At 48.9% G+C, this 23,140-nt stretch carries 23 protein-coding genes, 1 pseudogene and 1 other annotated feature; of the genes and pseudogenes, 1 reads left to right on the forward strand and 23 read right to left on the reverse strand.

The annotated features are described in order from the left end of the window. Nucleotides 1-32: 32 nt before the first annotated feature. From GUC46_RS13220 to thrS, 13 genes are all read right to left on the reverse strand, one after another. Entirely contained in the window at nt 33-746 is a 714-nt protein-coding gene (locus GUC46_RS13220; protein ID WP_003836643.1) for an EAL domain-containing protein, read from the reverse strand. Nucleotides 747-1,062: 316 nt separating this feature from the next. Next, nucleotides 1,063-1,527: an NlpC/P60 family protein gene (locus GUC46_RS13225; protein WP_003836644.1), complete on the reverse strand. Its 465-nt coding sequence runs from the start codon at nt 1,525-1,527 to the stop codon at nt 1,063-1,065. 77 nt (nt 1,528-1,604) lie between these two features. After that, complete coding sequence (btuD, locus tag GUC46_RS13230; RefSeq protein ID WP_003030567.1) at nt 1,605-2,354, reverse strand: vitamin B12 ABC transporter ATP-binding protein BtuD; 750 nt, start codon at nt 2,352-2,354, stop codon at nt 1,605-1,607. Further along, nucleotides 2,354-2,905: a glutathione peroxidase gene (locus tag GUC46_RS13235; protein WP_049014469.1), complete on the reverse strand. Its 552-nt coding sequence runs from the start codon at nt 2,903-2,905 to the stop codon at nt 2,354-2,356. Before GUC46_RS13235 ends, btuD begins: the two co-directional genes overlap by 1 nt. A gap of 60 nt (nt 2,906-2,965) precedes the next feature. Beyond that, a complete protein-coding gene (gene btuC, locus GUC46_RS13240; RefSeq protein ID WP_003832584.1) occupies nt 2,966-3,946 on the reverse strand; it encodes a vitamin B12 ABC transporter permease BtuC in 981 nt (326 codons plus the stop codon). A 153-nt stretch (nt 3,947-4,099) separates the two neighbouring features. Further along, nucleotides 4,100-4,399 carry an integration host factor subunit alpha gene (gene ihfA / locus GUC46_RS13245; protein WP_003030571.1) on the reverse strand — a complete coding sequence of 100 codons (300 nt, stop codon included), beginning with the start codon at nt 4,397-4,399 and terminating at the stop codon, nt 4,100-4,102. 4 nt (nt 4,400-4,403) lie between these two features. Next, nucleotides 4,404-6,791 carry a phenylalanine--tRNA ligase subunit beta gene (gene pheT, locus GUC46_RS13250; RefSeq protein WP_003030574.1) on the reverse strand — a complete coding sequence of 796 codons (2,388 nt, stop codon included), beginning with the start codon at nt 6,789-6,791 and terminating at the stop codon, nt 4,404-4,406. A gap of 15 nt (nt 6,792-6,806) precedes the next feature. Next, a complete protein-coding gene (gene pheS, locus GUC46_RS13255) occupies nt 6,807-7,790 on the reverse strand; it encodes a phenylalanine--tRNA ligase subunit alpha (protein ID WP_003832580.1) in 984 nt (327 codons plus the stop codon). Nucleotides 7,791-7,914: 124 nt separating this feature from the next. Then, nucleotides 7,915-8,039: a sequence feature (Phe leader region), on the reverse strand. Further along, nucleotides 7,990-8,034: a pheST operon leader peptide PheM gene (gene pheM / locus GUC46_RS23935; RefSeq protein WP_001386830.1), complete on the reverse strand. Its 45-nt coding sequence runs from the start codon at nt 8,032-8,034 to the stop codon at nt 7,990-7,992. (Overlaps the previous feature by 45 nt.) A gap of 120 nt (nt 8,040-8,159) precedes the next feature. Further along, entirely contained in the window at nt 8,160-8,516 is a 357-nt protein-coding gene (rplT, locus tag GUC46_RS13265) for a 50S ribosomal protein L20 (protein WP_003030578.1), read from the reverse strand. 55 nt (nt 8,517-8,571) lie between these two features. After that, entirely contained in the window at nt 8,572-8,769 is a 198-nt protein-coding gene (rpmI, locus tag GUC46_RS13270; RefSeq protein WP_003030583.1) for a 50S ribosomal protein L35, read from the reverse strand. 96 nt (nt 8,770-8,865) lie between these two features. Beyond that, entirely contained in the window at nt 8,866-9,408 is a 543-nt protein-coding gene (gene infC, locus GUC46_RS13275) for a translation initiation factor IF-3 (RefSeq protein WP_048997935.1), read from the reverse strand. A 3-nt stretch (nt 9,409-9,411) separates the two neighbouring features. Then, complete coding sequence (thrS, locus tag GUC46_RS13280; protein ID WP_003832572.1) at nt 9,412-11,340, reverse strand: threonine--tRNA ligase; 1,929 nt, start codon at nt 11,338-11,340, stop codon at nt 9,412-9,414. Nucleotides 11,341-11,609: 269 nt separating this feature from the next. On the opposite strand from thrS, the pseudogene GUC46_RS24080 reads away from it, so the two are divergent. Continuing rightward, a pseudogene (locus tag GUC46_RS24080) lies at nt 11,610-11,723 on the forward strand (hypothetical protein); the annotation flags it as partial. A gap of 71 nt (nt 11,724-11,794) precedes the next feature. Here the strand turns inward: GUC46_RS24080 and GUC46_RS13290 are convergent. The 10 genes from GUC46_RS13290 to GUC46_RS13335 form a co-directional block, all read right to left on the reverse strand. Continuing rightward, complete coding sequence (locus tag GUC46_RS13290; RefSeq protein WP_160180276.1) at nt 11,795-12,847, reverse strand: acyltransferase; 1,053 nt, start codon at nt 12,845-12,847, stop codon at nt 11,795-11,797. 136 nt (nt 12,848-12,983) lie between these two features. Next, nucleotides 12,984-14,714, reverse strand: a complete 1,731-nt coding sequence (locus GUC46_RS13295; RefSeq protein ID WP_160180279.1) for a hypothetical protein — start codon at nt 14,712-14,714, stop codon at nt 12,984-12,986. A 57-nt stretch (nt 14,715-14,771) separates the two neighbouring features. Continuing rightward, complete coding sequence (locus tag GUC46_RS13300) at nt 14,772-17,249, reverse strand: host specificity factor TipJ family phage tail protein (protein WP_160180281.1); 2,478 nt, start codon at nt 17,247-17,249, stop codon at nt 14,772-14,774. After that, on the reverse strand, nt 17,236-17,628 hold the full coding sequence (locus GUC46_RS13305) for an NlpC/P60 family protein (protein ID WP_160180283.1): 393 nt from the start codon (nt 17,626-17,628) through the stop codon (nt 17,236-17,238). Before GUC46_RS13305 ends, GUC46_RS13300 begins: the two co-directional genes overlap by 14 nt. Further along, nucleotides 17,625-18,089, reverse strand: coding sequence for an HNH endonuclease signature motif containing protein (locus GUC46_RS13310; RefSeq protein ID WP_121567062.1), 465 nt, complete (start codon nt 18,087-18,089; stop codon nt 17,625-17,627). The genes GUC46_RS13305 and GUC46_RS13310 overlap by 4 nt, the downstream gene beginning before the upstream one ends. Nucleotides 18,090-18,165: 76 nt before the next feature. Continuing rightward, a complete protein-coding gene (locus tag GUC46_RS13315; protein ID WP_160180285.1) occupies nt 18,166-18,636 on the reverse strand; it encodes a hypothetical protein in 471 nt (156 codons plus the stop codon). Continuing rightward, entirely contained in the window at nt 18,636-19,133 is a 498-nt protein-coding gene (locus GUC46_RS13320; RefSeq protein ID WP_160180287.1) for a hypothetical protein, read from the reverse strand. Before GUC46_RS13320 ends, GUC46_RS13315 begins: the two co-directional genes overlap by 1 nt. A gap of 37 nt (nt 19,134-19,170) precedes the next feature. Further along, the gene (locus tag GUC46_RS13325; RefSeq protein WP_097759335.1) at nt 19,171-19,401 is read right to left on the reverse strand and encodes a hypothetical protein; all 231 of its coding nucleotides are present in this window, start codon (nt 19,399-19,401) and stop codon (nt 19,171-19,173) included. An 8-nt stretch (nt 19,402-19,409) separates the two neighbouring features. Further along, entirely contained in the window at nt 19,410-22,349 is a 2,940-nt protein-coding gene (locus GUC46_RS13330; RefSeq protein WP_160180289.1) for a tail protein (tape measure), read from the reverse strand. Between the two features lie 57 nt (nt 22,350-22,406). Continuing rightward, the gene (locus GUC46_RS13335; protein ID WP_160180292.1) at nt 22,407-22,967 is read right to left on the reverse strand and encodes an NYN domain-containing protein; all 561 of its coding nucleotides are present in this window, start codon (nt 22,965-22,967) and stop codon (nt 22,407-22,409) included. Nucleotides 22,968-23,140: the final 173 nt, after the last annotated feature.

The raw sequence follows: 23,140 nt of genomic DNA on the forward strand, positions 1-23,140 counted from the left end.
AATAGCCTGTTAAACACCAGCAAATAAAAGGGTTATATCTTAGCAAGCGAAATTATCTGCGCAGGAGGCACTGCAGGCCACAATCCTCCCTGCATGGCACTGAATCCTACAGGCAAAACGCGCTCCAGCATCTCTTGTGTATCAATTCCGCTAATGATTATTGACTCACAGCTGGGAGATAGTTGCGCCAGAATAGCCCGCATAAACGGCTCAAACGAAATATGTGCAATCCTTTGTTGAACAAAGTTTTTATCCAGAACGACGCGTTTGAACAGACCGTCAAAAATTGCCCGGGTTGATATACCGCCAGCACCATAGTTTGTCAGGACTAATGGAAATCGCGCAGCAAGTGCGGCCAATGTTGGATTATCTTTACCTTTGTTTAACTCCGGATAGCTTTCATTAATAGTCAGCTCCAGAAATGAAAATCGTTCAACTTGTGAAGCAAGTTCAGTATCTGATAATAAAGTATTAGCAATTGCTGGCGTTAAATTAATCCAGGCAAATACTTTTCGCTGAATAAAAAAATGTTGGCACGTTTCGATTAATTCTAGTTTTTCTACAAATAAACGACATTGTTCGTCGTCTGACATCCGAGGTAGGACCAGCTCGGTGGGTATACGCACATCCCCATGTGCACTGGCGAAATTGGTGATGATGTCGACGAATTCAAGATCGCCTTTTTCGCTTCTCGCAGGAAGAAAAGAGAACTCAGAATGGTAAAGATTATCCAGTGAAACAATCATCGTGCCAGCCCCGCTGCATGGGTGTTATCCGGCATCCTGTAGCAAAGGATGAAGAAATACGTTACTGCTGATGCAAGTAGAGGCCCTTTCATTTTTCCCTTTTTAGCCGGTAAATCGAATCCTTTTTTTTAGCTTATCCTGATTATAAGCGAATATCCAGCTTTGCACTTTTTAATATCTCGGAATAAATCATATTTTTAGCAAGATACGCTCTTAATGTTCATGGGTATTGTCTAACCAAAAGCAGAAATAAAAGTTAACTTTCAAACGGTGATGTCGAGGCTGCCACTCGATGGCAGCCTCGGAGTTGTGAGGATTAAATACGTCGCGCCTGCCAAAAGTTTTTACGCCAGTAAACGTTATCCAGAGACGAGCGCATCACTCCACGGCTGGTTGAAGCATGAATAAATTGATTATTGGTATCGTAAATACCGACATGCAAACCGCTTTCCCCAGACCCGGTTTTAAAGAAAACCAGATCGCCGGGCAGCAAATCGTCTTTATCAATTTCGGTACCAATCTTTGATTGCGTACGCGTATCGCGTGGGAGTTGCAGATCGAATTTATCGCGCATCGTCATCAAAACAAATCCAGAACAATCCACCCCGCTACGACTCATACCACCATAACGATAGGGTGTGCCATGCCAGGTTTGTAGCTGATCATTAAGACCGGCAATAACGGCGATTGAATCCGACAAGCGGGCATTTGGCGCAGGCGCACGATGGCTGCTGCAGCCCGCCAAAAACAATGCTGTGATTAAAAGGAGCCAAAAGCGCATTCAGTACGAATCCTCTGAATTTTATTTTTATACCAATTTAGCGTGGAAATTATATGATTTTCAAGAACCCATTTAACTTAAGTGGTTGATATGAGCATTCTGTGCCCTTCAATATCCAAACGTCGGAAGTTGACGCCATAGGCCGCAGACAGATTGGCCGGCGTCAGTACCGCATCTCGAGAGCCACTGGCAAGCAGTTTCCCGCGTTTGAGTAGCCAGGCTTTATGCGCATGGCGTAAGGTGTGATTAAGGTCGTGACTACTCATCACAATCGCTATGCCCTGCAAACACAGCTGACTCAACAATCGATCCAGTGCGTTTTGTTGCGCGACGTCCAGACTGTTCATCGGCTCATCCAGGAGTAAAAGCTGACCTAATGGATTCGCTTGTGGGCAAATCTGCAGGATAACCGCAGCCAGGCGCACACGCTGCCACTCACCGCCGGAGAGTTGGTTCACGCCGCGCCCCAGTTTATCTCCCAAGCCGAGCGCATCGGCGACCTCCTGTAACAGATCGGTACGTGCTTTGTCGGGTTGATGCAGCGTCAGAAAATGCCAGACCGGCATCGCAAACGGCGGATTTTGCTGTTGCGCAAGATAGGCACGATATTGCGCCAGCCTGGCAGCCGGCCATTCCTCCAACGGCATATCACCAAAAGTGATGCTGCCCTCTCCGTTCGTCAGACCCGCCATACGCGCCAACAGCGTACTTTTTCCGGCACCGTTTGGTCCCACTAAATGCAGGATCTCTCCTGCTTTTATCTCACCAGAAAGCGGGCCAAGACGGGTCGATTCCGCGACGTCCTGTAGCTGCATCAATCGAGACATTAGTTTGCCAGCGCCTGCTTGATGGTTTGCACCAGAATGGGATCCTCAGGCGTCATATCCGGTGAGAATCGTTGCAGCACTTTTCCATCGCGACCCACTAAAAACTTCTCGAAATTCCACAGAATATCGTCCGGGTAGAGCGGCGCACGACCTTTGCTCGCCATTCGCTCATAGAACCCACTATCCGCAGGTGCAACGGCCGTTGGCGCGGCATCAATCAGCTTCTGATACAGCGGATGGCGTCCCTCGCCGTTGACGTCAATTTTGCTGAACATCGGGAAAGTTACGCCCCAGGTGGTACTGCAGTACGTTTTTATTTCCTCTTCGCTGCCCGGCTCCTGTCCCAGAAACTGATTGCAAGGGAAACCAAGAACGCTGAAGCCCTGTTGGTGCAAGGTTTTCTGCAGATTCTCCAGTTGCTCGTACTGCGGCGTCAGTCCACATTTTGAAGCAACGTTGACGATTAACAGCACATTTCCGGAATACGGCTGCAGTGAGGTAACCTCGCCGTCGATGGTCGTCACTTCTGTATCGAGGATAGTGTTTTGCATAGCATCTCCAGAACAACAGGTGGATTTTCAGTTTTTAATCATAGACCGAACCAACGCGTTCTAGCGCGCGGCTTTTAACAATAACCAGATAAATACCGGTGCGCCCATGGTGGCCGTCACCACGCCGATAGGTAACTCAGCCGAGGCCAGCACCAGACGCGCGACAACATCAGCAAACAGTAATGCGATTGCACCAGCCAACGCACAACCTGGCAATAAAACACGATGATCGGTGAGGCCGCACAGTCGCAAAATATGCGGGATCACAAGCCCAATAAAACCAATCGCCCCTGCCAGAGCCACGCTCACGCCGACCATCCAGCCTGTGGCGACCACCAGCAGGTTGCGCCAGAACCATAGGGGCAGCCCCAGTTGACGAGCAGACGTCTCTCCTAATGCCAGCATATTCATCGGCTGCGACTGACAGCAGATCCACACCAGTACCGGAATCAACGCCACCATGAGCCAGGCCTGATGCCAGTCTACGCCACCGAAGCCCCCCATCATCCAGTACATCAGCTGTCGTAAGTCAAATGATGTGGAGAAGTAGATGGCCCATGTCATCAGCGCGCTACAGATAATCCCCAGCGCCACCCCTGCCAGCAGCAGACGGCTGGTAGACAAATGACGGCGGGCGAAACGTAGCAGTATGAGCGTGATAATCAGCGCCCCGGCAATGGCGCAAAGGCCCAATGCCCAGCCGGGAAGTTGCCCCTGCCCCAGCAGCACCGCCGCGATAAGCCCGACTCCCGCGCCATTAGACACTCCTAATAATCCCGGCTCGGCGAGCGGATTTTCAAAGAGAGCTTGCATCACTGCGCCTGATAAGGCCAACGCAGCGCCTACCAGCAAAACGGCAAGGGTACGGGGAAGTCGGATTTGCCAGACGAACAGATCGCCGCGGGCGCTGAACCAGTCGCCGGGAGCGATCCATTGTTCTCCTGCGCACAAGCTTAGAATCGTTGCCAGTAGCATAAGTACTGACAGTGACAGTATCCAGCGCACATTTCGACGCTGCTGTTGATGGGCGAAAGTCAGCATGTTTTCCATTCTGCTGAAAAGAGATGAAGGTGATTCTACGGTGCTGATTCGGTAGTGAAAAGGAAAAAGGCCGCAGAGCGGCCTTTTTAGTTATATATCATGGTTTGCGCTGCCGCTTTGATGGCAGAGCAAGTGACTTAACGGATCGTTAAATCACTCTTCTTTGGGCGTTGCGTTTTCGACCCGGCTTTTTAACTTCTGTCCGGGTCTGAAGGTCACCACGCGCCGTGCTGTAATGGGAATATCTTCGCCCGTTTTCGGGTTACGGCCCGGACGTTGATTCTTATCACGCAGATCGAAGTTACCAAAACCAGAGAGTTTTACCTGCTCACCATTTTCCAGAGCACGACGGATCTCTTCGAAAAACAGCTCGACCAGTTCTTTGGCATCCCGCTTGCTAAGCCCAAGCTTATCAAACAGATATTCTGACATTTCAGCTTTTGTAAGCGCCATAGGTTCAATCCCTCAATGATGCCTGGAATCGCTCTTTTAATGCCTCTACACATTTGGCGACGGTAGCGGCAATCTCCTCTTCTTCAAGTGTACGGCTGGTATCCTGAAGGATCAGGCTGATAGCGAGGCTCTTATAACCCTCCGCAACACCCTTACCGCGGTACACGTCAAATAAGTTTACGCCAACTACCTGATTTACGCCAACTTTCTTACACTCGGATAAAATATCCGCAGCGGGAACGTTTTCGGCCACAACAACCGCGATGTCGCGACGGTTCGCCGGGAAGCGAGAAACTTCACGCGCCTGAGGCACCACGCGGTCTGCGAGCTTATTCCACTCCAGTTCAAACACCAGAGTGCGACCGTTCAGATCCAGTTTACGTTCCAGTTCAGGATGAACAACCCCAATGAAACCAATACGTTCACCTTTCAGATAAATCGCCGCAGACTGACCCGGATGCAGTGCTGGATTCGCTTCAGCTTTGAACTGAATGTCTGCCAGTTTGCCGGTCAGGTCGAGAACCGCTTCCAGATCGCCTTTCAGATCATAGAAATCAACGGTCTCTTTTGCCAGATTCCAGTGTTCATCATGACGGTTACCGCAGATCACGCCCGCCAGCATCAGATCCTGACGGATCCCGAGATTGGCCTGTGTATCCGGTACGAAACGTAAACCCGTTTCAAAAATACGTACGCGGTTCTGCTGACGGTTCTGGTTATACACTACCGTAGACAGCAAGCCGGTCCACAGGGACAAACGCATAGCCGACATATCAATAGAAATTGGGCTTGGCAGCAGCAGCGCTTCTTCACCCGGGTGCAGCAGCGACTGGACTTTCGGGTCGACGAAGCTGTAGGTAATTACTTCCTGGTAGCCTTTGTCATTCAGCATGGTTTTTACACGTTTCAGCGACAAATCCGCTTCACGATGCGTACCCATGATAAGACCCGCCTGAATCGGCGTGTTCGGGATATTGTCATAACCGTATACGCGGGCGACTTCTTCGACCAGGTCTTCTTCGATTTCCATATCGAAACGCCAGCTCGGCGCGACCGCTTTCCACTCATCCTGCCCTTCCGTCACGTCACAACCCAGACGACGCAGAATGTCGCTCACCTGCTCATCCGCAATATGGTGTCCGATCAGACGATCCAGTTTGCTACGACGAAGCGTAATGGTTGCGCGTTTTGGCAGCGTGTCTTCGTTCGTCACGTCAATGACTGGACCCGCTTCGCCGCCGCAGATATCGATCAGCAGGCGCGTTGCACGTTCCATGGCCTTATGTTGCAGAGCCGGATCAACACCACGCTCATAGCGGTGAGAAGCATCGGTGTGCAGACCGTGACGACGTGCGCGACCGGTAATAGACAGCGGGCTGAAGAATGCACATTCCAGCAGGACGTTTTGCGTTTCATCATTCACGCCGGAATGTTCGCCACCAAAGATGCCGCCCATCGCCAGCGCTTTGTTATGGTCCGCAATCACCAGCGTATCCGCATTCAGCTTCGCTTCGCTGCCATCCAGCAATACCAGGGTCTCACCCTCTTTTGCCATACGGACAACAATTCCGCCTTCAATGCGGTCTTTGTCGAATGCGTGCATCGGCTGGCCCAGTTCGAGCAGCACATAGTTAGTCACGTCAACCACGGCATCGATTGAACGAATACCGCAACGACGCAGTTTTTCTTTCATCCACAGCGGGGTCGGCGCTTTAACATTGATGCCTTTAACCACGCGGCCCAGATAGCGTGGACAGGCTTCCACGGCTTCAACCTGAATCGGCAGGACGTCGCTAATGGTTGCCGCTACAGGCGCGATTTCCGGCTCAACCAGCGGAGCTTTATTCAGCACAGCAACATCACGTGCGACACCGATAATGCCTAAGCAGTCGGCGCGGTTCGGCGTGACGCTGATTTCGATAGTGTTGTCGTCAAGCTTCAGGTATTCACGGATATCGGTGCCAATTGGCGCATCGGCCGGCAGTTCGATAATCCCGTTATGATCGTCGGAAATACCCAGCTCAGAGAATGAGCACAGCATACCTTCAGACGGCTCACCGCGCAGTTTCGCGGCTTTGATTTTGAAATCGCCCGGCAGAACGGCACCAACGGTTGCCACAGCCACTTTCAACCCCTGACGGCAGTTTGGCGCACCGCAGACGATATCCAGCAGACGGTCGCCGCCTACATTCACTTTGGTGACACGCAGTTTGTCAGCGTTCGGGTGCTGGCCACATTCAACCACTTCACCCACCACAACGCCGTTGAACGCGCCGGAAACAGGTTCCACACCGTCAACTTCCAGACCTGCCATTGTGATTTGGTTTGACAGAGCATCGCTATCAATCGCCGGGTTTACCCATTCGCGTAACCACAGTTCACTGAATTTCATTGTTTTATCCTGCCTTTATTTAAACTGTTTGAGGAAACGCAGATCGTTTTCGAAGAAAGAACGCAGATCGGTAACACCGTAACGCAGCATGGTCAGACGCTCCATCCCCATACCAAATGCAAAGCCCGAGTAGATTTCCGGATCGATGCCAACATTACGCAGCACGTTCGGGTGAACCATCCCGCAACCCAGTACTTCCAGCCACTTACCGTTTTTGCCCATCACGTCTACTTCCGCAGAAGGTTCAGTGAACGGGAAGTAGGAAGGACGGAAACGAACCTGCAGGTCTTCTTCAAAGAAGTTACGCAGGAAATCGTGCAGCGTGCCTTTCAGGTTGGTGAAGTTGATGTTGGTATCAACAATCAGCCCTTCCATCTGATGGAACATCGGGGTGTGAGTCTGATCGTAATCGTTACGATATACACGGCCCGGGGCGATAATACGGATCGGCGGCTGTTTTTCCTTCATGGTGCGGATCTGCACGCCGGAAGTCTGCGTACGCAGCAAACGCGTCGCGTCAAACCAGAAAGTGTCGTGGTCAGCGCGCGCCGGATGATGGCCAGGAATGTTCAGCGCATCGAAGTTATGATAGTCATCTTCGATTTCCGGACCAGTCGCCACGGTAAAGCCCAGCTCACCAAAGAAACTTTCAATCCTGTCAATTGTACGCGTTACAGGATGCAGACCGCCGTTTTCGATACGACGCCCTGGCAGGGAGATATCGATAGTTTCTTCTGCCAGACGAGCATTCAGGGCAGCACTTTCTAATTCGGCCTTACGCGCGTTCAGCGCTTGCTGCACCTGCTCTTTGGCTTCGTTTATCACCGCACCTGCTGCCGGGCGCTCTTCTGGCGGCAGTTCGCGCAGGGTTGTCATCTGAAGGGTCAGGTGCCCTTTCTTGCCCAAATATTCGACGCGGACATTGTCTAACGCGGCAACATCTGAAGCCTGGTTAATGGCGGCCGTTGCACTGGCAACCAGCTCTGCGAGATGTGACATGGTTTTCCTCGTTATGTTGCGATATTCACTAGTCGCTCATATATACGCAAAATCATTCAAGTTGTATCAACGCAGCAAAAGAGCGAATGCAGCCAATACAGAGACAACTTGAAGGATGACGCGTATAAAAAAAGCCTCCACCAGGGAGGCTTTTAGGCGCTGTTTTCCGTTTCTTCTTTCACGCGCAAGCCTCCTGATTTCAGGTGCTAAAGTAAAAGAAGAAGCGGAAAATAGCAGCATTCATGCTTGCGTTACCTTGTGTGGTAAAAACCGGACAACCTTTATTGAAAAGGCTTACGGATAAATTGTCAACTAATTGATTGTACTGCAAATAAAAGAGAGGGAGCCAGGCTCCCTCTTTTCACCGGCTTATGCCAGAGCTGCTTTCGCTTTTTCGACCAGAGCGGTGAACGCTACTTTGTCGAATACTGCGATGTCAGCCAGGATCTTACGGTCGATTTCAACAGAGGCTTTTTTCAGGCCGTTGATGAATTTGCTGTAAGAAATACCGTTCTGACGTGCTGCTGCGTTGATACGCGCAATCCACAGTTGACGGAACTGACGCTTTTTCTGACGACGGTCACGATAAGCGTACTGACCAGCTTTGATAACAGCCTGGAAGGCAACGCGGTATACGCGAGAACGCGCACCGTAGTAGCCTTTAGCTTGTTTCAAAATTTTCTTGTGACGTGCACGGGCAACTACACCACGTTTTACGCGAGCCATATGTGCTCTCCTGTATCTATATTCTTAGTAAAAAAATGAATTAAACGTTAACGGCTTATGCGTACGGCAGGCACGCGATAACCAGACCCAGATCGCCTTTAGACACGAGGCCTTTTGGACGCAGGTGACGTTTACGCTTAGTAGATTTTTTGGTCAGAATATGACGCAGGTTTGCGTGCTTACGCTTAAATCCACCACCACCGGTTTTTTTGAAACGCTTAGCAGCACCGCGTACGGTCTTAATTTTTGGCATTTTAATAACTTCCACTTCGCATTGTTAATAAACGAAACGTAGGCGAACAACGGCTGTGGAACCCGTAGGCTCCACAGACATTGCTACTTGAAGGCCTTACTGTTTCTTCTTAGGAGCGAGCACCATGATCATCTGGCGGCCTTCGATCTTCGTAGGGAAGGATTCGACTACTGCCAGTTCACTCAGATCGTCACGGACGCGGTTGAGCACTTCCATACCGATCTGTTGGTGGGCCATCTCACGACCGCGAAAACGCAGCGTGATCTTAGCCTTATCGCCATCTTCCAGAAAGCGTACCAGGCTGCGGAGTTTTACCTGGTAATCGCCATCGTCGGTGCCAGGACGGAATTTAATTTCCTTAACCTGGATAACTTTTTGCTTTTTCTTCTGTTCCTTAGAAGACTTACTCTTTTCATAAAGGAACTTGCCGTAGTCCATAATACGACAAACTGGCGGTTCGGCGTTAGGGCTGATTTCAACTAAATCTACTCCAGCTTCTTCAGCTTTTTCGATCGCTTCTCTCAGACTCACAATACCCAAAGCTTCGCCTTCCAGACCTGTTAAGCGAACTTCCAGGGCGCGAATCTCGCCATTGATACGATTCGGACGTGCCGTTTGAACTCGTTTTCCGCCTTTAATACCTTATTCCTCCAGTTGTTGAAGACTGCGGCTGCGAATCTCTTGTTGCAGCTTCTCAATCACTTCATTTACGTCCAGGCTGCCCAAGTCTTTGCCACGACGGGTGCGCACGGCAACTTTGCCTGCTTCTACCTCTTTGTCGCCACAGACCAACATGTAAGGGACACGACGTAAAGTGTGCTCGCGGATTTTAAAGCCAATCTTCTCATTTCTCAAGTCTGCTTTTACACGAATACCCGCATTTTGTAGTTTCTGCGTTAATTCGTTAACGTATTCAGACTGAGAATCGGTGATGTTCATGACCACAACCTGAACCGGCGCAAGCCAGGTCGGGAAGAAGCCAGCGAACTCTTCGGTCAGGATACCGATGAAACGTTCCATCGACCCAAGAATTGCACGGTGAATCATAACCGGCACCTGACGTTCGTTGTTTTCGCCAACGTAAGAGGCGCTTAAACGGGACGGCAGGGAGAAGTCCAGCTGTACAGTACCGCACTGCCATGCACGATCGAGGCAGTCATACAGGGTAAATTCAATTTTCGGACCGTAGAACGCGCCCTCACCCAGTTGGAACTCAAACGGGATGTTGTTTTCTTCCAGCGCAACGGCCAGGTCAGCTTCAGCACGGTCCCACATTTCATCGCTACCGATACGTTTTTCGGGGCGAGTGGACAGTTTGACGACGATTTTCTCGAAGCCAAAGGTGCTGTACATATCGTAGACCATACGAATGCACGCGTTAACTTCATCACGAATCTGCTCTTCAGTACAGAAGATATGCGCATCATCTTGAGTGAAGCCACGAACACGCATCAGTCCATGCAGCGCACCAGACGGTTCATTACGGTGGCAGCTACCAAACTCAGCCATACGCAGCGGCAGATCGCGATAGGATTTCAGACCCTGATTAAAGATCTGTACGTGGCCAGGGCAGTTCATTGGCTTAATGCAGTATTCACGGTTCTCAGAAGAGGTGGTGAACATCGCATCTTTGTAGTTGTCCCAGTGACCTGTTTTTTCCCACAGCACGCGGTCCATCATGAACGGACCTTTCACTTCCTGATACTGGTATTCTTTCAGTTTTGAGCGAACAAAGACTTCCAGTTCACGGAAGATAGTCCAGCCATCGTTGTGCCAGAACACCATACCCGGCGCTTCTTCCTGCATGTGATACAGGTCAAGCTGCTTGCCGATTTTACGGTGGTCGCGTTTGGCCGCTTCTTCCAGACGTTGCAGGTAGGCATTCAGGGCTTTTTTATCTGCCCATGCAGTACCATAAATACGCTGCAGCATCTTGTTATTGCTGTCGCCACGCCAGTATGCCCCTGCGGTCTTCATCAATTTGAAGTGATGGCAGAAACGCATATTCGGCACGTGCGGGCCACGGCACATATCGACATATTCTTCATGATGGTACAAGCCAGGCTTGTCATCATGGGCAATGTTTTCATCAAGAATGGAGACTTTATAGGTCTCGCCACGCTTCACGAAGGTTTCACGCGCTTCGTACCAGCTGACTTTCTTCTTAATGACATCGTAGTTTTTCTCAGCGAGCTCGTGCATCCGCTTCTCAAGCGCGTCGACGTCTTCCTGGGTTAACGTACGGTCAAGATCGATATCGTAGTAAAAACCGTTATCAACAACCGGTCCGATCGCCATTTTGGTGTGCGGCCAGAGTTGTTTGATCGCGTGCCCTAACAGGTGCGCACAGGAGTGACGAATGATCTCCAGACCTTCTTCATCCTTCGCGGTGATGATGGAGAGCTTCGCATCATGCTCAATCAGATCGGAAGCATCTACCAGCTCACCGTCAACACGGCCAGCAATAGTGGCTTTCGCCAGGCCTGGACCGATGTCCAGCGCAACATCCATGGGGCTTACAGCGTGGTCGTAATGGCGTTGGCTGCCATCAGGAAGAGTAATAACAGGCATGTTATATCCTTATTTGCAGTGGTGACCCACACGTAAGATCACATACAAAGAGAAAATTTATTTGTTTACAATAAGTTGTGCAACCATCTAACCAACAATCGCTAAATTGGTACACAATCTGGTACACAAATGAAAAACTGACATCCTCAGTCCCTCACCCGGTAAAATGATGGTAACACTAAAAAAGTGGTGATTGCACCACTCTGTTTCACATTGATTCAAATTGTCTTGCAACAATGGATGCGATCGACTAAGTGAATAAGATGCGAGCGCTCGCTAACAGCGGATCCATTCGTTGGATATACAATCACGCTCAGTACATGGATAAGCGCCGGGAAATGATGCAATGGTGGGCGGACTGGCTTGATGAGAAGGTGCTGTAGGGAGGAATCTAAAAGCCATGCTTCTTATGACATGGCTTTGTGAAAAATTTTTAAAATTAAAAGCACGATATTTATTGTGCGGTTTCTCTAACATTCTTGTTTTTGAAACGGAAAAACAACTTATCCAAAAAAGAATGAAGATTGCATTCAATATACTTATAAGAAAGTGATGCTATAAATGTAGCTAAAGGAATAGTAATTATTACAGTTGCAATTCCTTTATGGATGGAATCATCAATAAAGCGAGAAACAATAACATATACTACGTTAATCACAACTATATGGCACAGATACAATGAAAATGATACATCACCTATGTGAGTAAGTATTTTAGGTATTGAAAAGTTTTCCTCTATATACTTTCCACAAAGCACTATAAGCAAGAACGAAGGAATAAGGAACATGCCAAAATTTGCTGGTCCGTGATCCTGTGTTTTAACTCCAAGGATGTAGGCGAGCAAAGGAATTGCTAATGATAAAACTAGACATGGATATACTTGAAATTTAGACTTCAAGAAATAATTTCCGTTTTTATATATAAGAGCACATATTACTCCAAATAAAAACTCAAATATTAAGCTCTGCATCATTAGATTAAGATATCCACCGCCAATGAATGCTGGCTTATATCCTGACAGGTTAAGAAAATATGGCACACTAAGCAATGTAATCAAAAACCACATCCCCATTACGATAAACCTAAACCTTCCAAAGACAAGGCATATAGAAAAAACAAGATAAAAATACATCTCATAATTTAACGTCCACCCTGGAGGAAGAACAGCCGAGCCAAAATAAAGAGCGGAGTCAAAATTAAGAGGTATGAAAAGCAGGCTTTTTATGATTTTTTCATACATATATGAATCTAAATTCAGTCCGTAGAAATAAATAACATATATTAACGTCCATATAGCATAAGGAGGCCAGATCCTTAAAATTCTTTTTACTATAAATTTCACACTGTCATGACTTGTATAGTTCATGCCAGTGTATGTTATTATAAACCCACTTATCATAAAAAATAAATCAACGCCATATGCCCCTGGTAGCATCCACCTGTCAACAAAAGAGGAATATGGCGTTCCATGAAAAAGATCCCTTAAATGGCAAATAACAACCGCCATAGCCGCGAACCCCCTCATGGCTTGAATGTAATCAAGCTTATTACTTTTTCTTATGTTTAAACTCATTTTTATAACCATAACATATATTAATATACATATTATAAGCTAAAAAATTAAGTTCTTACCAATACAATTGCTAGTAATAGCTCTTACCCAATGGAGTTACATAGAAATCGGCGTCTACAACAACTGGTGATGCAGTACCGTTCCAAATAGAAAGTACCGCCTGACCTGCTGTTATTGATGCTACAGATATGTTTAGCGTTGGATATGCCTTACTTGATGACCAAGCAAAAGCAACCCCTTGTGTTACTCCATCAATAGGAACAGGATATGTCATCTGCTCATCTACTGCGAATGTTTTGTTTACATGGAGCGTTCCGAATTTTTTATTAAAAATTCCATTCAAAGCGTGAATAGGCTCCCTAGATAAGTTCTCAGGAGTTTGCATATTAGCATCGTTAGGCTTCCAGTTAGATCCAATGACGGTGCTTCTAATTCCATCAGGGTTTATTCCATAGAAAGATACAAACTGAGAATTATTGAATGGAAATAAGCTTAGGTTTATAAATGTTTGTCTGCCTGGGTCTTTTGCAAGGCATTGGAAGCTATTAGAGTTATCAATTGATGTTGTAATCCACGTGTTATTGTATGGAGAGTTAATAGAAAAAAACCATTCCCATGCGCTTTTCACACCTTCAATATTACAAGATATAAAAGTATTAGTTTCGTATACACCGCGAGGATTACTGAAATTGTAAGCAAGATCGCTTGCTGTCAATGTATTACTTATGAATGTCCATCGATTAACAATACCATTAAAATCTACACAACGAATGCAATTACCAGCATAGCATTGTTCTACTACTCCGAAATAGCTTTGCCCACCTGCAGATGTATCATGTGCATTAGGATATGTAGTTAGCCCCCCAGTTGTTACGCGAGTATCGTCAATCCATTTATTAAATGATAGTGCATTATTGAATAAGTCCATTCGCACACGCGTAAATCTTGGGTAAGAAGCATCATTGATATCAATAGCATTAATATCTTTTGCATTTCTCCCTACCAGGTAAACATCACGAATCCCCATATTGTGAGCACCCGGCACCCATCCCGATGGACGTATGCCGCGGATCATTGTTCCGCCGGCAGGAAAGCTGTTAGTGGCTCTGATAAATGTTTTGTCATACCCTCCACCAACAATGGTTACACCAGGATATAGCAACACCATATCTGAGATATAGAAATCACCAACGACTGTTACCTCTGGAATTCCTAAAGTGTGCGCGGCCACAATTGCAGCCTGAAGGTTTGTAGTCAGATCTGGTTGACCTGTAATTACCCCGCCAGGAACAAAATCAGCAGCCAAATCGATAGAGTTTCTGAGCTTTCTGTCTACCGTGGTTAGTTGTGATGATGGCTGGTTGAGATCGTATCCTACAAGAAGGGAGCCTGTCCCTGCCGCTAAATCTTTTCTCAATACATCACTGATATCTACTGGCTGCCATTTCCCTTCACCTGTCCCACCTGATGATTCTGGCGTAGAGCCAGCAGGAACTGTTTTTGGCAATGTTGTCAGGTCGTCCCATCTGTACCAGACATTTGTCGACGTATCCTGCAGTACATCACCAGCAGCAGTAACTGTCCCACCGCCCTGAAATGTTCCCGCCAGATTCCAGCCGAGATTGTAGATCTGCTGAAGAGTTAACTGCTTAAGACCTTCAATCGTGTAATGTGCATTCCCAAAACGATCGATGTACTGCTGGGCCATTGACGTAACAAATTCATCAATTTTCCCGGCGTTGAATTTCAGATCTTGCGGCTTTTCGCTCGGAACCGGCATGTTAGTTGGTGTAGTGCTCATATTTTTTCCATAAAAAAACCCGGCTCGGTGGCCGGGTTGTGGTATTTGGATAAGGTATTATTCGTAGACTGAGTCGCTGTACTCTGAGACGGTCAGAGATACCGTGTTATCTGTGTTCGGTTTGATGCTATTGACCGTCCATAGCTGACTGTCCAGCTCTTCCACTGTCGCGATCAGATAGCGCGATGGTAGCTGCACAGTGTCTCCGTTCCATATGTTGAGCTGAATGTTAGGGATAGCCGCGGTGAATCCGTACTTTGTATCGCTGCGGGCCGTAGCCGGATGGCGCAGTGTCGGGTTACCCATGTTGTCGGTGACAAGCACATACATATCTCCAGTAAATGTGATCGGCTCACTGGTGTCGAAGTCATTCCCGGTGCGACCGGTGATGTAACCCTGTTGCTGGTTGCTGTCGTAGATGTCCGGCATCTGAATGACGCTTCCAACCTGGATAATTCCGTCCTCGAACACCTTGGCGTTCATCTTCACACGTGAGTAAATCAGGCGCTTTGTTTCGCGTAGCGCTCGCTCACGAGCCTGGTACTCGTTACGGAATCCTACTATCTCGAGCTTGTTTGGGTTCTCCGCTTCCTGCTCGACGATAACGCCGTTCAGAACACGATAGTTGATGTACGTCTTGTTGTTCGTAGTCGGGTGAACGTAGGAGACCTGAACACCGTCGTAACCGCCTGGCAGCGTGGCCTCATACGTCATTTTGTATTCGTCCGTTTTCATGTTTGCCCGGTTGAACACTGCTGCCGGGTAACCGACTTTCTGATCGCGGGTGAATGTCAGTACACCGTCATCCCAGTACGCCATAACAGACGCTGCATTACAGATCGCCTGCACCCTGTCGCCCAGCGAGTCGTTCTCGTCGTCAAACGTGTAGTCGAAGTAACCCAGCCGTTCGTCAGGCAGGCTTTCAGCAATCGAATACAGTCCGTAGAGGTCAATGCTGCTTTCTGGCTGCCCGCCCATTACAAGCCAGGTATGTGCAACCGCGTCAGCAAAGGAACGCGATGGACGCAATGTATAATCGACGGTCTGTGTCGTCAGGTTGTAACTGATGGTCTGACGAGTCACCAGAGCGTTATACTTTCTGTCACGGCTTCCCAGTGCGTTCTCTGTCGCCCTCACCTTGACGCGAACCAACGTATCGGTCGGATGAACTACGTTGTTTCTGATGTTGACAGCGTGTATTTCCTCAACCTTAAGAATGGACGCATCATTTGAGTTGTTTGTGCGCTGGAAGTTGATGGCATACTTACCAAATCCTCCTGCCGGGATTATTTTATCCGTGCGATAAAACACTTCGCTTGTCGACTTATGCGGCGTTCCCTGGTGATAGGTAAAGGTTTGTTGTGTGCCGGGGATCTGATTGTAATCGTCGTCGATTTTCCAGATTGTCACCGTCCAGTCAGTCCAGTTACCGCCCCCCAGTGATGACTGTGTATGCAGCCAAAGCTCTGTTGATTCAACCGGTGAGAAGAAAGGCCCCACAACAAGCGCCTCATTATCGTTGAGAATAAATTTCGTTGTGTTGATGGTGGCTGTAGATGGAACGGTAGGTGGCCCCTGCAAATCTGTCATGGTGAACGTGTACCACTTAACAGGGTTTATCACAGAACCATCATCACTCTGCACAGCAGAAATTAACGTTCCAGAGAAAAGCACATCTTCAGTAATACTGCCTGATGTCGTGTCATAAGTGACGTTGATAGTAAAGGTGACGGAGTGTGGAAGTGCCAGCCCCATGAAGTAGTCGAACTCAGCCTGCTTGACGATTTTCATCGCTATCTGGCCGCCAGCATAATCACCACTAACCACGCTATTGGCAGTAGCCGATTCTACCGGGAAATTGTCGCTTTCGTTTGGCCCTGGCATCTCCTGCCCGTCGACATCGTCGAACGAATAGCCCTCGTTAATAGTCGGTATTACCTCACCAGGCTGATAAAACTGATACTCAGCACCGGCCATCGATCCGAGACTCGACTCTGAGTAACGAACAGACTCATAGTCATACTTACCGATACCGATACACATCCACTCAGTGACGTATTTCAGGCCGCCGTCGTTCTCACTCTGGCGTACATATTCAAACATCGATTCCTGAATCAAGTCTGGAAACGATCTGACCTGCCCGTAAATATCAGGCTTCGCTTTGTATACCCTTGCGGTATTCGTTTGCCCGGTCAGACTGTTGTTCGGAGAATCGACAGTGTTTCCACCGTTATTAGCTATTGCTGGCTTCGGGGCAAGGAATGAAAACACAGCGCCAACAACTTTGAAGATCGGGCTGAGAATGTCGCTAATGATGCCCTTTGGCTGGTCGAAAATCTGGATGGTGTCCAGTTCGCTCAGTTCAAATGCCAGCTCATCATCATCACTTAACCTCACGCCGTTGCGGACGATCAGCAGATCACTGTGAAAGGTGGCATCATTGGCCGCCAGCCAGTCATAAAAAAGGGTGCCGTTAGGCACCCTGCAACGCAGCTTAGGCGTTCCTGGAAAATTCGATATTTCAACCAGCGCCATATTCGAAAAACTCCACTTTAGTGAATGCCCGCTGAATAACCAGCAATGAGTCCATGCGCACGCTGCCGTTCTCTCCCCGCGAGTGCAGTGCCTGCCGGTTAAGCACCAGCCCCACGTGCGCTGGTTGCGCGCCGCGGTACCCGACGAATATCCCGCCTTCAACTGGTTTATCGACCTGGCGCCAGAAAACGACGTCACCCTGATAGCAGGTGAAGAAGTCCTCGCCGGCTTCGTAGTCCGGAGTCTGGTGCAGCTCAATGCCGATAACGTGACGGTAATACAGCACTACCAAACCCCAGCAATCCACCCTATCGAACGAGCAAGCCCGGTTAGCCCACGGCAGGCCGATCACCTTGCTGATGAAATCAGAGGTTTTCATGTGCCGTGCCTACCAGTTACATCGCCGCTCCTCACTTCAGCAATAATTCTCGCCTCGCAAGCTGAAGGGAAGTCAGGAAACCAACCAAGATGAGTTTTTGCCAATCTTGCGCGCCACTCATTTCTTCTCTTCAAAAAATCCACGCCAGTAACACCTGATGTGTTACCAGTGAGTTTTCTTTTATTCCTTGAGTTAACAGTTCTGCTAACCGCCCTAAGGTTATCTATGTTGTTATTTTTTTTATCGCCATCAATATGATCAATTTCATGACCGATAGGTATTTCACCATGGTGCATCTCATAAATAATCCTATGAACAAGCAATTGCTTTCCATCAACGATTACAGAGAGATATCCTTGTGTAGTGGTCTTGTTTGGTGACTTTCCGTATCTGATCCCACTCTTTCTCAAATTCCAATATATCTTTCCATCATCATATCTGAAAAGTTCATGCCAATTCATATAGAGACCTCAACAAGAATAGATTAATATATTTAAAACGAGCAGGAGGAGTAACGAGTCGAATAATTATACCACTTCATAAATATTGAAGCCCAGTATATTCGCTGGGGTCGTATAATCTCCCAATATTATTATTCAGCGGGTTAGTGACAGAAAGCGTCACAGAAGCGGCATCAGCGTCAATATCTACCGTCTTGACGTATAACTGCCACGACTTAATCGGAACTGACATATCACCGCTGTCGAAGATTTGCCGTGTGGCCGTGATAGCTGTTAACCGTGATGCACCTTTCCACTGCTTCATTAGCGCTTTGATATCAGACGACAGTCTCCCTAACTTAACCGTAGCGTCGATCACCGGCGTGCCGCTCTGTTGACTCTCTTCAATTTCAAAGCGCGCTGGCGTGTACGCCTGGCCGCCGAGCGTCTTCGGGAAGAACTGCTTGTCGACCAGTCGGACATAGCCAAAGGATGGATGATAGAAGGTGATGGTGTCGTACAGCCCGCGGGTCGGCCGCTGCTGCTTGTACTCTCTGAAGCTCGGCATTACGGCACCCTCGGCAAAGATTCCGGATCGCGTCCGTCCGGATAACCAGTAACCACGATATCCAGCCACAAATCCCACGGCGGCGGCAGCTCAACAATAATGTCGTCGAACTCGTCATCGGAGTTGTAGAGGTGGTTAGCAATAACCGTCCCAGTCCATGTAACAACGCCGTTTGTGATGTTTGTCTGAACAGGCATCTGCGTGAAGTGGAGTTCTTGCAGCTGTAACCCACTTCCGCCGAGATTCACCATCATACGGAACCAATTTAGCCCACGGTTTAGGTAGTTAGGACTGCGCAGCCACTGCTGGAATGCGCGCTCCTCTGCCGACGTAAAGATCCACGTCAGTGACCAGGTCACTTTTAGATCATCGGTCTGGTTCTGAAAGATAGCCGGGCCTACCGCTGGCTGATCGGTCTGGAACACGGTATCGAGCGTCATGTTTTTACTGGCTTTCTGCGCCAGCGGCAGCCAGTCGGGATAGTCGATAATTGGCATCTAAACTCCAGGCATTAAAAAACCCGCCGAAGCGGGTTTAATCTATGGCAGTTGGTCGTCTCGGAGCTTCAAAAATTTTAATGTTAAATTCTTGAATAGAGCCGTTACTCTTAAACTCAAGTGTCTCACCAGCAGGAATAACACCGGTAATATAAGTGCCATCTGTCAGCAAAAACTCAAAATTGACAGCCCGGTTAGCTGAGTATTTGACAACCTTCCCGCTTTCAAGTGGCATGCTTTTTGATTCGCCCGGCAAAATACTATCCATGTTCCCTCTCAATTTTGACCACGTGGTGTTCTTTTGGCATTGAAATTACTTGTTATGCCCTGAGAAATTGGACCACCATTATTTAGATCAGCAATGATGGCATCCACGGTTATTGTACCATCTCCACTACTCGTAGCCTGAGCATCGAATGTGGCTCCCGTCATATTCTGAACGTTGATTATGACGTTCACACCGCCCCCTGAGGTCATATCCTTATTGCTGATCACCCTGCCGTTGTCACCCGGTATCATGTACTGCTTACCGGTGCTGGCCTGGTAAATCTCCGGCATGCCGCCTTCGCCGACCTGATACATCCCGCCAGCACTAACCGGGCCGCCATTCTTGCGTTTGCCAAGCAGGTTCGCACCAATAACGCCCGCTACCGCGCCGAGACCGATAGCCGCCGCCGTACCCATCGAGGCTATTGAGGAAAGGATTGCCGCCGGGGTCCATGCCGCCGCCACTGTCCCAGCCGCTGCAACACTCGTTGCCGTCTGAACACCAGTCGCTGCAGTCTGAACTGCCGTTACAGTCCCTATGGCCGATGTCTGGGCCGCAGATCCCATGATTGCCGACTTGACCCACTCAACCCCCATCTGCACGAAGGTATTAACCAGGCTGTTGAGAACCGTGCTACCAAGAGAGCGCATTGCATCACTGGCCGTCATGCTACCGGTGATAATTCCCGTTAATGCGTTCGAAGCATTTCCTGCCAGCGCGTCGATTGAAGCGGCCAGCGCTTCCGTCCCTGCATTTTGATTTCTGAATATCTCCCATTGAGCTGCAATCCTCTCCTGATCGTACTTCCTGTTGGCCGCATTCGTCAGTTCAAGTCCTCTCTGGGTTAACTGACCCTTCTGGCTTTCAAACTGCTGGATTAAAGCCAATTCTTGAGCATGCTGGTTAGCAAGCCTCTGAACCGGATCTACTTCACCTTTAGCCGACTGCTGCGGGGTTACAACCTGCTGCGCCCTGATTTTTGCAAGCGCCACCTGATGGTCCTGCTCAAGCTTTTCAGATGCCTGGTTGTATTGCTCCTGAGAGAGAATTAGCTGACCGTTAGCGTCCTTTTGGCCCTTCAGGCTCTCAAGAGCTTTCTTCTGCGCTGCGTAATCAGCGTTTTCCTTGAGTGTAGGAACTGCATTCTGTGCTTTTAGAGCCGCAGCTTTATCCCAAGCCGCCGCCGCATCACGCTCTACCTGAGCGATCTGTTGTGGTGTCGGATTGGTAAGCTTCTGTCGAGCGGCAAGAATCGCCTGTTCCCGAGAAAGATCCGCAGTTGAGTCAGCTGAAAGGTTTGCTTTTTGCCGATACTCTTCCAGAACCTTTGCGTTTCTCTCTGCCTGAGAGGCTCCCTTGCTCTGCTCTGACTTAAGCGTCTTCTGCGCCTGCGTGTTTTTATACGTAGCGGCAGCATCATCTTCCATCTGCTTGGCATGCGGATCATCCTTCGCAAAACCTGCATCTTCGGCAGCGTATTGCGCCTGCAGCCGCGCGCGGGCCTCACCTTGCAGTTTCGAAAGCGCAAGGTTGCGCTCAGACTGCTTGATGAGGTTCTTCTGCCCGGCCGTAAGGTTGTCGGTGGACTTGTTCAGGCTGTCGACGTTGATTTTCGCGTTGGCCGCCTCTCTTGCCAGATCGACAAGCTTACCTGCCAGTTCAGCAATGGCTGACTGCCCGTCTTTGGATGATGACTTCATTTCCTGGAGTTTTTTCGCCAGTTCCTGAAGTGCTTCAGGCGACGGGTTATTGCTCAGGTCTGATAGTTCTCTTGCCAGATCAAACGCTGACTGCTTGCTGATTCCCAGTCGAGAAGAAAGGGTGCTCACTGTTGCAGAAAGCGAGTTCACAATACCAGAGGCATATTGACCCTGGCTGTTGGCCTGCTGAATGGCCTGACTCCAGTCTGTGGTGGTAACACCAAGCGCAGAAAGTTCATCGTTGAACTTTTTGATGCTTGGAGACGCACCGCCAACAGCCGCCAGTGCTCGATCGCCTAACGTAATGAAAGCATCAGACGCGTCACTAATGGCTTTAGGAATCTTTGAGATGGCCTGGTTATACTCGAGCAGCGCCTGATTGCGCAGCAAAGTAGCCACGTCGGCATTTACGCGCGCCAGGGCAGCATACTTGTCGGAAAGCGCGGCCACGCCTTGCGAGGAAATGGTGATCACCTTATCCATCGCTTCAGCTGCGTCTTTCAGCGCATCCATGGCGTTTTTACCGCCATTCAGCGAAGTAATAAGCACGCCAGCCAGTACCGAGCCAAGGGCGATTATGGCGCCAACGACTGCCCCGCCAGGGCCGAACGCACCAGCAAGTTGTGATCCCTGCTGCGCGAACGCTACCAGAGCAGATTGTCCTCCCTGTACCTGGATAATGAAGTCCTGAACCTGATAGCCTGCCTGCTGCATGCTGGACTTCCAGCTGCCAGTACCTTTTGCGCCATTCTCAACGCCAGTCTTCATGTCATACAGGCGGCCGGTCAACTCACCGATCTTCTGCTTCTCTTCGTCTGTCGCTTTCGACCCTGCGCGAAGCTGTGCAGCGAGGACTGCGGCACTGCGCGCGCCATTCTCCTGAGCCTCGTCAAGCACAGCCAGCTGGTTACCCAGCGCCTCGATGATGGATTCTGCTCGACTGAATTCACTGCTCGCGCCTCCGGTACCGCTACGGGCCTCTTCCATTGCCCGGGCAATACCGCTCACGTTGGTGTTCAGCTTGCGCAACTGGTTATCCATGGAGTTGGCATAACCAGCCAGTTCGGTAAACGCGGATCCGGTTTGTGAGGTACTCTGGTCGAGGTTATCCATTCCCTTACCCGATTGCTGGGCTGCAGCATCCAGTTTATCCAGAGCATCAATGGCCTGTTTGCCGCCTTGTAACAGCGGCTCAACGTCGGCGCTGATTTCATAAACGATGCTACCGGCGTTCTTCTCACCTGCCATGTCATTCTCCGGGCATAAAAAAACCCGCCGGAGCGGGTTTTAAGAAATGATTAAAATTTACAAATTGGCGTACGTTTCAGAAATATGGAGGTCAGAATGAATAGGCAAAGATGGTTTGACTCTATGACCGAGAGTATATGTGAATACTTGCTTTCCTTCAGATCTCGCAAATTTGATAATGGGTGCAAAATCTGAGTCACCTGTGACCAGACAAAAAACGTCTGCCTGGTTCTTTAACGTCATGGATGAGATATCTAATGCGATCCTCATATCAACACCTTTCTGCTGAAGATTGGGAGAAACATTATGAGCATTAATTGTTGCTGTCCCCCCTGCCCCAGACTGAAGAGCAGCATCTGAAACCTTCCACCCTCTAAAATTGAGTTCCCCTAGGCGCACAGCAAAAAAAGGCTTGACCTTAAGCTCATCTAACAATGTATTACAATCAATGGCCATTTGTGTGGCGCCAAAGTTAGTAACAACGTTGGATATAGGATGTGTCTTAGTACCAGTGAAAGGTTCAGCATCGTAATAAAACACACGATACAACCGCATCCCTAATAACTCATTTCGTCCTTTAATTTTATTAACTAAATCCTCGACATTTTGAGCTGTCATTGGTGCTGCCTGAGAACCTAATTTTCGGCGCAAGAACCCTGCGTCAAGAAGTACTGCGTACTGTCTTTCCATTTTTATTAACCGAATACGGGGAATTAGTGGGAGAGTGGTGGGTTAGGCTCGCGGAGGTAAACCTCACTTGTATGGGGTGCGAGCCGCCCACATCATTGTTG

Origin of the sequence: Citrobacter sp. LUTT5, from assembly GCF_009905315.1 — a bacterium.
In the GTDB taxonomy this organism is placed as follows: domain Bacteria; phylum Pseudomonadota; class Gammaproteobacteria; order Enterobacterales; family Enterobacteriaceae; genus Citrobacter; species Citrobacter freundii.

What these genes read in the sequence shown, in the direction of transcription:
- GUC46_RS13220 (WP_003836643.1), bottom strand. Translation starts at nt 746, where the DNA reads ATGATTGTTTCACTGGATAATCTTTACCATTCTGAGTTCTCTTTTCTT.
- GUC46_RS13225 (WP_003836644.1), bottom strand. Translation starts at nt 1,527, where the DNA reads ATGCGCTTTTGGCTCCTTTTAATCACAGCATTGTTTTTGGCGGGCTGC.
- btuD (WP_003030567.1), bottom strand. Translation starts at nt 2,354, where the DNA reads ATGTCTCGATTGATGCAGCTACAGGACGTCGCGGAATCGACCCGTCTT.
- GUC46_RS13235 (WP_049014469.1), bottom strand. Translation starts at nt 2,905, where the DNA reads ATGCAAAACACTATCCTCGATACAGAAGTGACGACCATCGACGGCGAG.
- btuC (WP_003832584.1), bottom strand. Translation starts at nt 3,946, where the DNA reads ATGCTGACTTTCGCCCATCAACAGCAGCGTCGAAATGTGCGCTGGATA.
- ihfA (WP_003030571.1), bottom strand. Translation starts at nt 4,399, where the DNA reads ATGGCGCTTACAAAAGCTGAAATGTCAGAATATCTGTTTGATAAGCTT.
- pheT (WP_003030574.1), bottom strand. Translation starts at nt 6,791, where the DNA reads ATGAAATTCAGTGAACTGTGGTTACGCGAATGGGTAAACCCGGCGATT.
- pheS (WP_003832580.1), bottom strand. Translation starts at nt 7,790, where the DNA reads ATGTCACATCTCGCAGAGCTGGTTGCCAGTGCAACGGCCGCCATTAAC.
- rplT (WP_003030578.1), bottom strand. Translation starts at nt 8,516, where the DNA reads ATGGCTCGCGTAAAACGTGGTGTAGTTGCCCGTGCACGTCACAAGAAA.
- rpmI (WP_003030583.1), bottom strand. Translation starts at nt 8,769, where the DNA reads ATGCCAAAAATTAAGACCGTACGCGGTGCTGCTAAGCGTTTCAAAAAA.
- thrS (WP_003832572.1), bottom strand. Translation starts at nt 11,340, where the DNA reads ATGCCTGTTATTACTCTTCCTGATGGCAGCCAACGCCATTACGACCAC.
- GUC46_RS13290 (WP_160180276.1), bottom strand. Translation starts at nt 12,847, where the DNA reads ATGGCGGTTGTTATTTGCCATTTAAGGGATCTTTTTCATGGAACGCCA.
- GUC46_RS13295 (WP_160180279.1), bottom strand. Translation starts at nt 14,714, where the DNA reads ATGAGCACTACACCAACTAACATGCCGGTTCCGAGCGAAAAGCCGCAA.
- GUC46_RS13300 (WP_160180281.1), bottom strand. Translation starts at nt 17,249, where the DNA reads ATGGCGCTGGTTGAAATATCGAATTTTCCAGGAACGCCTAAGCTGCGT.
- GUC46_RS13305 (WP_160180283.1), bottom strand. Translation starts at nt 17,628, where the DNA reads ATGAAAACCTCTGATTTCATCAGCAAGGTGATCGGCCTGCCGTGGGCT.
- GUC46_RS13310 (WP_121567062.1), bottom strand. Translation starts at nt 18,089, where the DNA reads ATGAATTGGCATGAACTTTTCAGATATGATGATGGAAAGATATATTGG.
- GUC46_RS13315 (WP_160180285.1), bottom strand. Translation starts at nt 18,636, where the DNA reads ATGCCGAGCTTCAGAGAGTACAAGCAGCAGCGGCCGACCCGCGGGCTG.
- GUC46_RS13320 (WP_160180287.1), bottom strand. Translation starts at nt 19,133, where the DNA reads ATGCCAATTATCGACTATCCCGACTGGCTGCCGCTGGCGCAGAAAGCC.
- GUC46_RS13325 (WP_097759335.1), bottom strand. Translation starts at nt 19,401, where the DNA reads ATGGATAGTATTTTGCCGGGCGAATCAAAAAGCATGCCACTTGAAAGC.
- GUC46_RS13330 (WP_160180289.1), bottom strand. Translation starts at nt 22,349, where the DNA reads ATGGCAGGTGAGAAGAACGCCGGTAGCATCGTTTATGAAATCAGCGCC.
- GUC46_RS13335 (WP_160180292.1), bottom strand. Translation starts at nt 22,967, where the DNA reads ATGACAGCTCAAAATGTCGAGGATTTAGTTAATAAAATTAAAGGACGA.